This is a genomic window from Myroides albus, from assembly GCF_024722315.1.
Lineage (GTDB): Bacteria > Bacteroidota > Bacteroidia > Flavobacteriales > Flavobacteriaceae > Flavobacterium > Flavobacterium album_A.
Genome location: NZ_CP102754.1, coordinates 3,207,859 through 3,218,733, shown reverse-complemented (window position 1 = coordinate 3,218,733; position 10,875 = coordinate 3,207,859). Strand labels below are relative to the sequence as shown.

The window sequence follows — 10,875 nt, the reverse complement described above, 5'->3', positions numbered from 1 at the left end:
TACCAGTACTATCCTAAAATGTCTTTTAAAGACAAAATATCCAAAGACAAGAGCCTTGTAAATTTTCAAGAAACACTTAATTCAAAACAAATGAGTAGACTAATTATTACAAACATCTGATACTGTTAAACACATCGTAAATCTTTAAGTGTATCCCCTATCTCGTTCTTTACTGCAAATACACAATAGACACATAACCGAAAAGTAATAACACAAAACAGGTCTGCATGCCCCATGCAAGCATGCCATAGTTTGCTCATAAAACCGATGTAAGCGCTAAGAGGTAGCATGACTTTAAAAGGTTTTGATTAATATGAATTTTAAGTTTAATTAGAATGAATAAAACAACTTGATAAAAATGACTCTGTTGCTTCAATTGAAAAGCTTATTCTCACATTGAGGTTGTGACTTTTTTAACACAAACCTATACTAAAGAACAGGCACAAATTGTCCCACATCCGTTATATTGCGACATCAAAACAAAACAACATAGAAAAACAATGAAAAACTCTCAAACAACGTGGATTCAAAAGTTTAAAGTTCCCATTTCCAATAAATCCAAGAATGACATAATTAGACAATAAAGTAGATTTAAGAATTCTTAAATTAAGACCAGTACTTAATTTACTATCAAAATCTTAATATAATCACAAAATTGTAATAATTAAGTAACGAAATAAGCAAGATTAAACTAAACGGATCCCTTTTATATTTCGCAGAATTTGAAACTCAAACTCAACTCACCTTATATTCTGTGTATTCTATAGATTTACCCCCCTTTTAGTTTAAGTTATTATGATGGAATATATGGACGGGCTATCCTATATCTTCTACATACTGATTCAATATGTCTTGCGTATTTGGATTACTTGTCATTAGGACATTCAAAAATGGAATCGAAAAAAAAATATCATTATATCATCATTGGTATGCTTTCTCTATTGAGTACCGTATATCTCTACGCAAAAGTTGCCTTAAGTTTAGATCTTGACCTTTTTGATATACAACACAACAGCTTATTACTAACAGACAATGACTTTCAAGATGAAGCAATACAGTTACTCGAAGATAGTCTCCCTATATCCATCAACTTCTTTTTATCGGGTGTATTTTACGGTATCGCACTCTTAGGAATCATCTCTACTATTGTCATATACAAAATATTCAAGATTCGAAAATGGGCTGCCATTCACGCCATTCAGCTATTAATGTTCTGCTCGATAGTTTATAGCGATGTGTTGGTACACACCACATACAGAATAACTTTGATGGAGAACTTTATGCAAAAAGGCATTATCATCAGCTTGCTGTTTCTACTTTCCTTAATCGCAAGCAGCTATGTACCTTTCTCTATTAAAAGAAAATTATATCAAAACGAATTCAAGTTTTATAGTTTCTCCACTGTTTTAGCTATAGGTATCTATATAGGGCATATCATTATCACTCAGTGTCATAGCTATTACCTGGATTTACTCGTAATCACCATTGTTGTCGTATCTCAATACTTGATGCGAAAACTACTAAGGCGAAAAGTTTACAGACAGTATATTTTACTACTATTACTTTTAATAATATTTTATACGATTTGTCTTGCAGATACAGGTGTAAAGTTTAGCTTGACTCAGTATATCGACAAGATTACTACCTTGAAGATTCTAAGTAGTATTGTCATTCTACTCTCCATATTCAACAATTACTTCTTAATAAAGAAGTATCACCATCGTCAAAAGAAAACAGAAATGTTTAATTCGCAGTATGTTTTATTAGTAAAGAACTACCACAATCTTCTACTCAAAGCGAAGGGCAATAATTCATTGGAAATAGATGCAATAGGACAATCCCATGTACAAACCCTATCAGGGACGCAAGACAATTTGCAAGAACGAGAAGAAGATCCAAACATCAGAAATATTTACAAACTAACAGAACGCGAAATAAATGTATTGGAATTAATTTGGGAGGGATTGACAAACAAAGAAATAGCTGCTGAATTAAATATTTCACTTAGTACAACCAAGTATCACATAAGCAATATCTTTATAAAACTCAATGTCAATTCAAGAACACAGTTATTTACACTGAAAGCTAAATAGACACTAAAGCCTTGTAGTTGCAAGGCTTTAGCTTTACTATACCCTATAGAATAAGCCTTTCTCCTTGACGAGTGACAACAATAACAAAAGTGTACGATATAAAGGATTAGCTCGAGTTCAATGAGGACATCGAGCTATTTTCTATTTGGAACATTCTTTCAACCTTCCTTCTCAATCAACAAATTAATACAAACAATTTACATCGAACCCTGCAAAGCTACACTGGCCTTCTCTCTTAGAACCAAATAATTTCCCTACCTCGTCTTATTAACTTGCTAACTATTTTGCCGTACAATCAATGGATTTAGCTCTGACAATGTTATCCCAATCAACTACTACTGCCTTACAGATACTAATACAAACTAAACAAATAGACTGAAGTAATATCCTTCCCAACTACTAATTTATCCCCTACACCAATCTGTTTGCTATTCTATTCATTGTCCCATCAATTAAAACCTGGAAGAACAATTGATAAAATCCTATAAAGATGAAAAGTACGAAGGGACTTTCTTCCTACTGATACCCTTATGCTCCTATATTGTTGGCATAGTGGTCGCATATTTTTGCTATATAATCATGTGACCACTATGCGATCAGTATGCGACCACTATGCGACCACTTCCAAATAACTATGTCTCGTCCTAATATAGCTGTACAGTTATTGTTTATAATCCTGCTTTTAACTGTACAATACTTTCACAGTAGAACAGCTTGAATAACTTATCTATCCTCCCAAAGGCTTTTCGAACACAGTGAGACACTTTGTACTTAATTTTACTAATTTTGTGCATTTCATATTTGTATTGCAATGCCAATTCACAAAATTATCAAAGTACAGCAGTTTGATAAAAACATACCGATCGAGTTTTACTCCATAGAAGAACACCCCGAACTCTTTGATTTTGATTATCACTATCAATATAACTTTTACCAGATATACTGGTTTACATCAACTTGTGCACAGCGTCAAGAAATAGATTTTAAGTCCTATCCTATTACTCAAAACCAATTGTGGGTTGTCTTTCCTGGTCAAGTACAGTTTTTTAATCCGACCCATGTTACAGGATACTATATGGCCATTGACAAAGATTATTTCAACAGGATAATTTATCAAGAAGTAGCAGAGCACGATTACTACAAAATTCCCCCTTTGCACTTTGAGATCACTCCTGATCTAATTCCCATATTTCAATCTATTTTCCAATTGATCAATATCGAATGGAGTACCAAGCGAAGAACGGCTATAATGGAGAAATACGTCAGCCTGTTTTTGTGTCATACATTGGATTTAAAACAGTTGTCCGATACCGTTTCCAATTATGACCCAAGGGTGTACAAACTATTGAATCTGGTAGAATTGCACTATTGTTCACAGTACAGCAATGAGTTCTATGCCAGTAGCGTTTCACTATCCATTAAGCGAATGAATGAAATACTTGTGAATACCACAGGTGATACACTCAATATACACTTAAAGAACAGATTGCTATTAGAGGCCAAGCGCATGCTAATTTACAGTGATCTCACTGTTCAACAAATTGCCTTCTCTCTTGGTTATAGTGAAGTCAATTACTTCAACCGCTTTTTTAAGAAAAACACCAGTGTCACACCAAGTGAATTTCGCAAGAATATCAAAAAAGTCCAATAACTTCAGCACAACAGATAGTTTAGCTCCTTATTTGATAAGCTACATTTGCCCACTCAAAACAAAGAAATGAAAAAGCTTACAAAAACTCAGTTTGTAGTGGTAATTATCTTATCGCTACTCTCAGCATTAGAACCCTTTAGTATTGATCTATACTTACCGGGATTCTTAAAAATCTCACAGACTTTCAACACTGATTTAAAGTCTGTACAACTCTCTATTTCCTTCTTCTTAGGAGGATTTGCTATAGGGCAATTATTTTGGGGAATTATTTCAGATAAATACGGTAGAAAAATTCCCACTATCATATCCTTACTTGTCTTCATTTTGGCTACCGTTGGATGTATTTATGCCCAAACGATAGAACAGTTTTGGATAGCGCGATTCTTTCAGGCTTTTGCCGGTTGTGCGGGAGTAGTCATTGCCAGAGCGGTAGTCAACGAGTTTTACGATACAGATCAGAGTATGCATGTATTTTCCCTATTGGCTATTATAGCAGGTATAGCGCCAATTATTGGACCTGTCATGGGAAATTTCTTAATCAATCACTTTGTATGGCAATCTGCCTTTGTGACCCTATTTATTTTGGGAGTAGTATGCTTAATCTCTGTGATACTCTTTTTGCCAGAGACAAGAATAGTCAGCACCACATCAAGCAAGACAAACATGGTACAAGATTTTAAAGAGATTGTGCAGAACAATACATTTATAAAGTACACCCTAATCGGAAGTTTGACTTATAGTATCTTAATGATTTACTTAGCTAATGCACCTTATCTGATTATGGAATATGGAGGGTTATCTTCCAATATGTTTAGTTCCATCTTTGCATTCAATGCCATAGGATTAATACTCGGTGCATGGCTTGCCAATTCGGTTTTATCAAGATGGTATACAGTAGAGCAAATAGTTAAACTAACCGTTTACTTTGGTATAGTGGCAAGTGTTGTTTTTCTGATTATGTGCAGTTATAAATCAACTATCGAATTGATGTTAATTCCCCTATTCTTTATTGTGTTAACCCTTGGCGTATTGTTTCCCACGACAACAAAGTTAGCCTTAGCCCCCTTTACCACCAATAGTGGCTCGGCTTCTGCCTTATTAGGAACATTGCAGTTAACCCTTACTTTCATTATTTCGGCCTTGACCAATATAATTCCTCTTGATCTAATCACACTAACGGGAGGCTCCTTACTTCTTTGTCACCTACTTTACCTTTTTTGTTATTTATTTAAGGATAAAAAGGTGGGGTAATACGAGTAAAATAGAGAGTAAAAATATAGTTAATATAATAGATAAAGAGGTTATCTCATAGTGAGATAACCTCTTTTCTTTTAGTAAATGAAAACTCACTGCCTTAATCTACAGTTCCTCATAGCACAGCACAAATAAGCTATTAGCTACATAAACAACATACAGAAAACCAGGAAAAGACCAAGCTCATTCAACACATATGAAAATACCTAAATTCACATGTCTAAAGATGCAACCTTGAGGTTATTTCTTGCCTAACATTTTACTCTAAGGAAGTATTTCAATCACAACAAATAAGAAAGGCAATGATACACAAACAAAAAGGGCTGCTCCTTATTATGAGGAGACAGCCCTTTTAGTCCTATCATTGAACTAAATTCAATTGTTCAAATTACTTCATTAAATCTGTAATTATAGTAGTAAATAGGTTTCCTAAGAAATAGGAATTTTGGTAATGAGTATCATATCTTGCATTATACTCCTTAAACTTAGCAGTTACCATTTCACCATTTACATAACTGTAACGATCAAGTAATCCTCTATACTGAACATCATTCGTCATCGGCAAAATAACTATCTTCTTCGTCTTGTGAATCATTGTCATTGCTTCTACTGGTGAAAGATCAGCTTTCAAAGTAGTCAAAGGCTCAAACTGTGAACCTGTAAGGTCATAAGTTAATGGCTCTACACTCGCCTGCCATATACTATAATTATTCACATAGGCATACTTCGTCATTATCGTAAAATGAGAGTTCGTTGGCACTGCATATCCTACTGGTGTGGTCTCTCGATTAACATTTGGGATTACAGCCATAGGTGTATCTACTCCACCATTGAACTTCATTAACATGGTACCAAACCCTCTCGATTCTGGTGAAAGATCTGATCTATTAAACCCTTCAAATAATTTTTTATATCTTGCAATATCCGTTTCTTGTGAAACAACAAACCATCCTTTACCGCTGTTGATATAATTCTCTATTGCTGTGTGAACTGCAGCATCAAGAGCAATAGCTGCAATAGGTCCTCCATCAATAATTACTAAATTGTAAATTCCCTTGTTCAATTCAGTCACAATTTCAGCTCTACGCTGAACACCTATCTCACTATTATAGCCTGAACTATAATCAGTCCTTACAGCAATCGTTTTCACTACTTTAGGACCAACCTCTACATGTTCTCCAGTCTCACTATAATACCTATCATTCTTTAAGTACTCTGCTAACATTTGAACGAAATTATCTGTAGGACGATCATTTCGAATATATAAAATATTTAATGGAGCATTTCCAACGCGTACAGGGAAGGTAGCGTTACACAAAGTTTCGCTATTACCATCGTTATTTATAAAAGATACATCAGTAACACCTCTATCGTGAGGGGCAATAGTTTTTTGTTCTGCATACAGCACAATATCATTAGCACCTAACGTTTTAAACTCCTGTTTTACACCGTCACGGGTACTACTAAATGTAATTCCTTGAACAGGAACTGTCGTTTTCAATTCATACTCACCTAACTCGGTTACATTTGCTTTGACTATAATAGTATAAGTGTCTTGAATCTCCTTATCGAGTAGAATCGTTGATCGGTTTGAACTAATTGTTGCACAATCAATTGTATACGCAACAGGCTTAACCTCTAAGTTAAACGTGATTACATTATCACCTTCCACTTCAAAACGCCCTTCCTCAGCACTAATCGTAAAATCAGATGTTGGCGAAGAAGGCATTTGTATACCATTCACATTAGCTTTAAATTCCACAGGTACCGTTTGATCTGGATTTGCTTTATTTCGAACAAAAGTCTGTGAATCAGAGACAAACTCCACTCCTTCAGCATTGGTCAGTTTTAGTTTAGTTATACCAGGCGCAACCACCTTAACAGGAACTGTAATCGTATTTCTGGCATTAATAGCAGTACCACGATATAATGGTTCACTGCCAAAGTTTACTTGCGCAGCATCATAGGCAACTGTCGTTGGCTCCACCTTAACAGAGGCTTTCGCTTCGTTGATGGTAACATCAATATCTTTTAAAGGAACACCATCTACTTCAAAAGTTAACTCATAACTCTCTAAGTCATTCTTTAAAGGTTTGACATGACCTGCTACAGGTAATAGAGTAACGGGTTGTTTTGGCCCGTCTAAAGTAAACTCTTTTTCAGCGAAGAAATGCAGCCCAAGCGCATCATTCTTAGCCGTAATTTTAGCTGTACCAATAACATCCACATTAACTAATAGATCAATCTTATTACCAGCATCCTCACTCATATCCTCATTGAAGTAATACTTGCCAAGTGCAGGATAAGTCGCTTTATTAATCTGGAATTTTAAAAATGCTGGAATAATGGTTACATCATACCCTGTATCACACTTTTTAGAAGGCAATCCATTAAAGGTGAACTTCAATTTATCTTTTTCACCACTTGATTGTGGATATCCTTTCTTAGGCATACCACGTCCTTTTAAATAGATAGTGTAATTACCAATAGCTTGGAACTGCCCCTCAGCGGAGAAGAAATAACCGTTGCCAGAATCTGCACTAATACTGTACGTACCAATCTGTGAAACATAAACCTCTATTTGAAGAAAGTGCTTCGTAGGATCTAAAGCAAAACCTTGCTGCCAACTTGGAGCAGGTATCCCCTCAATCGTAAATCCACCACTTGGTTTTATATTCTCACACCCCGTGATAAAGTCAAACTTAGCAGGAGGTAAACTTCCACATAAACTTCTCCATTTTCCCGTACTCGCATGCCAATACTCAATACAGTCATTAGACGTATTAAATATCACCATCCCCGTAGTTTCTTTTCCAAGTGTCTCATCCGCCATTAGCCGAGCAGCTAACTGATCTCGTTGAGTTGTATTCATTCTTGGCATATGGAATCCACGTGTGGAACTGTCCAAATCCAATATAGCTGTACTTGTTAATTCTTTATTCGTTGTTTTATCTGTAATACGAGTCCCTACACTCTTTTCATTTTGCGCCCAAACAGTAGAACAAATAAGCAATAAAAGAACAACAGCAAGCTGCTTTATACTATTTTTTATCTTATTCATAAAATATAAGTTTGATAAGTCTTAGCCATTCCAATAAGTACAGAAATAACCAAGAATAAAAACCCCTAATCTAAAACCAATTAGGAGTTTTTATTTTATCTATTAATTATTCATTCATTAATTTAGAGAAGATAGAGATTATTAAATTCCCCATATACGCATCATACGTTTTTTTATAGTTATTGTGATCAGGCGCATTTCTCGTAATAATATCATAATCAGGACTATTTATTACCCTATTTTTATCGAACATGAAACGGTCTTGTGTGCTCTCAAGCACAGGAGCAAAAATAAAATCATAATCATTATGCATAATTATACTTGCTTTAGGCGAATCTTTAGTTACAGTTGTCAAAGCAAAAAAGTTTCCTCCTTTAAGATCTAAAGATGATACCCCAGAATACCACATAATTCCATAGCCTGGCATATAGCTATAATGCGTAATCATCTTTAATCGATCCGTTGGAGCTATAAAACCAAATACATCTTTATCCTTATTATCAACAGTTACTGGTATAGAAGGAAAATCTTTACCATTATTTAACTTTACTAATAAATCAAGAAGAGCATACTTCTCAGGATAGGTTTTTCCATCATTCCCCCAAGAACTCATGGTTTTCATATTATGTACATAAGACTCATAATGAGTTGACATATGCGAAGTCGCTAATACAATCCCCTTCTTGTCTTTCAAGTATTGCTCAAGTGCATCTGCGACCTGCTTATCTAAACCATAATTAAAAGTCGCTCTACCTTCAATGAAAATAAAGTTGTAATCACCAGTGCTAATTTTATTGGCAAGATCTGTTCTAAGGGCTTTTCCATCAGCATGTCCATAACTATTGCGTTGCATTACTTTTCTCTCAATACGATCGGCATAGTACACAATCACTTTATCTACTTTTAACTGACCTGTTTCAAGTATTCTACCAGTCTCTCCAAATTTATTTCCACGCAATACATAACGGTCAAATACATAAAAATCAGCTTCGTAATCAGAACCTATATATAAAATATTCAAATCAGGATTTCCGACTTTTACTTTGAACTTAGCCTCACACATCGTTTTTGCATTACCGTCAGTATTGATAATACGAACGTCGTAAGTTCCTTTATTAGCTGGTACAACATTTTTGTTTACAGGATAAAGAATCACTTGTTGTGGTCCTGTTCCAGGAAACACTTGTTTTACTCCATTGACAGTACTACTAAAGAATAATCCATCAGCAGCGTTCTCTGTCACAATTTCATATTCTCCCGCAACATCAACATCTACAGGAACGATGATGTGATAAGCATCACCAATCTCTTTATTATAGGGTACAGTTGAACGGTTTGATTTAATCTTAGCACAATCTACAGTATAAGATACTGGTTTTTGAGCAAGATTAAATTTAATAATCTTATCACCTGTAATTGTAAATCGAGAAGCCACACCAGACATTGTAAAATCAGAAGTCTCCTCTGCCGGCATTTTCTTATCATTTAACACAGGAGTGAACACGACATTCTGCGTTTCATTAGGATTGTCCAATTTATTAAACACCACATCCTTAGCTTCAAACTCAACTCCCTCAGCATTTTTAAGCGATAAAGATGCTTTACCAGAAGCGATTACTTTAACAGGAACCGTAATCACGTGATTCTTATTCATAGGAGAATCCTTGTAAATAGGCTCTCGACCAAAGTCAACTTTAGTTGGGTCAAAAGAAATTTCCGTCCCTTCTATTTTGATAATTGCTTTAGCACCGTTAATTGTAGTTGTCTTATCAGCTTCCTTCACAGAAATATCAAGCTCAAGAGGATAACTTGCATCATCATTGTTATTTGGAAGAAGTTTACCACTCATCGGCGTCAACACAACCTCCTGAATACCAGCTTGCTTAAACTCCACTACTTTTACAAATCCAATCCCCAATGTTTCATTTACAGCACTAATAGTTGGAGTACCAGGGATCTTAACATCTACTTGTAATGTCAATGTATTTCCTTCATCTTCACTTGCCTCTTTACCTACGTAATATTTACCTGCCGCTTCGTAAGTAGTTCTAACAATTTCTAAGCGCAAATCAGCAGGAACCACTTTAATTTCAACTCCATCAGGACATTTCTTTGAAGGAACTCCATTAAAAGTAAACTTTACTTGGTCTCCTTTCTTACCTGTACCCCCTTGATCATATCCTTGTTTAGGAGCTCCCATGCCCTTTAATACTACAGTATAATTTCCTTCTGCCTGAAATTGTCCATCAGCAGTAAAGAAATACCCGTTACCAGAATCAGCACTGATTTGATACGTACCAATCTGAGAAACATATACGCGAATAGTAATAAAGTTTTGATCTCCATTTAAAGATATCCCTTGTTGCCAAGCAGGTCCTTGTACACCCGGAATCTGAATAGACCCATCTACATCTATATTGCTACAACCATCCAAGAAGTCCAGTTTTGCAGGTGGTAAACTACCACATAAGCTTCGCCATTTTGAAGTCTCAGCATTCCAATACTCAATACAGTCCGTCGTCGTATTGTAAATAGACAAACCTGTATTCTCTTTTCCATTTGCCATTTCTTCTAATAACTTCTCGCCTAACTGATCGCGTTGAGCAGTATTCATCCTTGGCATATAGAATCCACGAGTAGAGCTATCTAAGTCTAAAATAGCTGCCTGGTTTAATTCCTTTTCTGTAGTGACATCTGTAATACGTGTACCTGCAGTCTTATTTACCTGAGCAAAAGCTCCAATACTCAAAAACAGCATTAGCACTACAGCAAAGTGTTTCACTATATTTTTTATGTAATTCATAATCATATCTGTT

At 35.3% G+C, this 10,875-nt stretch carries 5 protein-coding genes; 3 read left to right on the top strand and 2 right to left on the bottom strand.

Annotated features, from left to right (window positions below):
* Positions 1–890 precede the first annotated feature (890 nt).
* The 3 genes from NWE55_RS14300 (at position 891) to NWE55_RS14290 (ending at position 4,995) form a co-directional block, all read left to right on the top strand.
* Positions 891–2,093: a response regulator transcription factor gene (locus NWE55_RS14300; RefSeq protein ID WP_258204307.1), complete on the top strand. Its 1,203-nt coding sequence runs from the start codon at positions 891–893 to the stop codon at positions 2,091–2,093.
* Between the two features lie 811 nt (positions 2,094–2,904).
* A complete protein-coding gene (locus tag NWE55_RS14295; protein ID WP_258204306.1) occupies positions 2,905–3,744 on the top strand; it encodes a helix-turn-helix domain-containing protein in 840 nt (279 codons plus the stop codon).
* A gap of 66 nt (positions 3,745–3,810) precedes the next feature.
* A complete protein-coding gene (locus NWE55_RS14290; protein ID WP_258204305.1) occupies positions 3,811–4,995 on the top strand; it encodes a multidrug effflux MFS transporter in 1,185 nt (394 codons plus the stop codon).
* A 391-nt stretch (positions 4,996–5,386) separates the two neighbouring features.
* On the opposite strand, the gene NWE55_RS14285 is transcribed toward NWE55_RS14290, so the two are convergent.
* The gene (locus NWE55_RS14285; protein WP_258204304.1) at positions 5,387–8,059 is read right to left on the bottom strand and encodes a phage tail-like protein; all 2,673 of its coding nucleotides are present in this window, start codon (positions 8,057–8,059) and stop codon (positions 5,387–5,389) included.
* A 106-nt stretch (positions 8,060–8,165) separates the two neighbouring features.
* Positions 8,166–10,862: a phage tail-like protein gene (locus NWE55_RS14280; protein ID WP_258204303.1), complete on the bottom strand. Its 2,697-nt coding sequence runs from the start codon at positions 10,860–10,862 to the stop codon at positions 8,166–8,168.
* Positions 10,863–10,875: the final 13 nt, after the last annotated feature.

Bases quoted from the DNA above. Each gene is read 5' to 3' on its own strand.
- NWE55_RS14280 (WP_258204303.1), bottom strand. From the start codon at position 10,862: ATGAATTACATAAAAAATATAGTGAAACACTTTGCTGTAGTGCTAATG.
- NWE55_RS14295 (WP_258204306.1), top strand. From the start codon at position 2,905: ATGCCAATTCACAAAATTATCAAAGTACAGCAGTTTGATAAAAACATA.
- NWE55_RS14285 (WP_258204304.1), bottom strand. From the start codon at position 8,059: ATGAATAAGATAAAAAATAGTATAAAGCAGCTTGCTGTTGTTCTTTTA.
- NWE55_RS14290 (WP_258204305.1), top strand. From the start codon at position 3,811: ATGAAAAAGCTTACAAAAACTCAGTTTGTAGTGGTAATTATCTTATCG.
- NWE55_RS14300 (WP_258204307.1), top strand. From the start codon at position 891: ATGGAATCGAAAAAAAAATATCATTATATCATCATTGGTATGCTTTCT.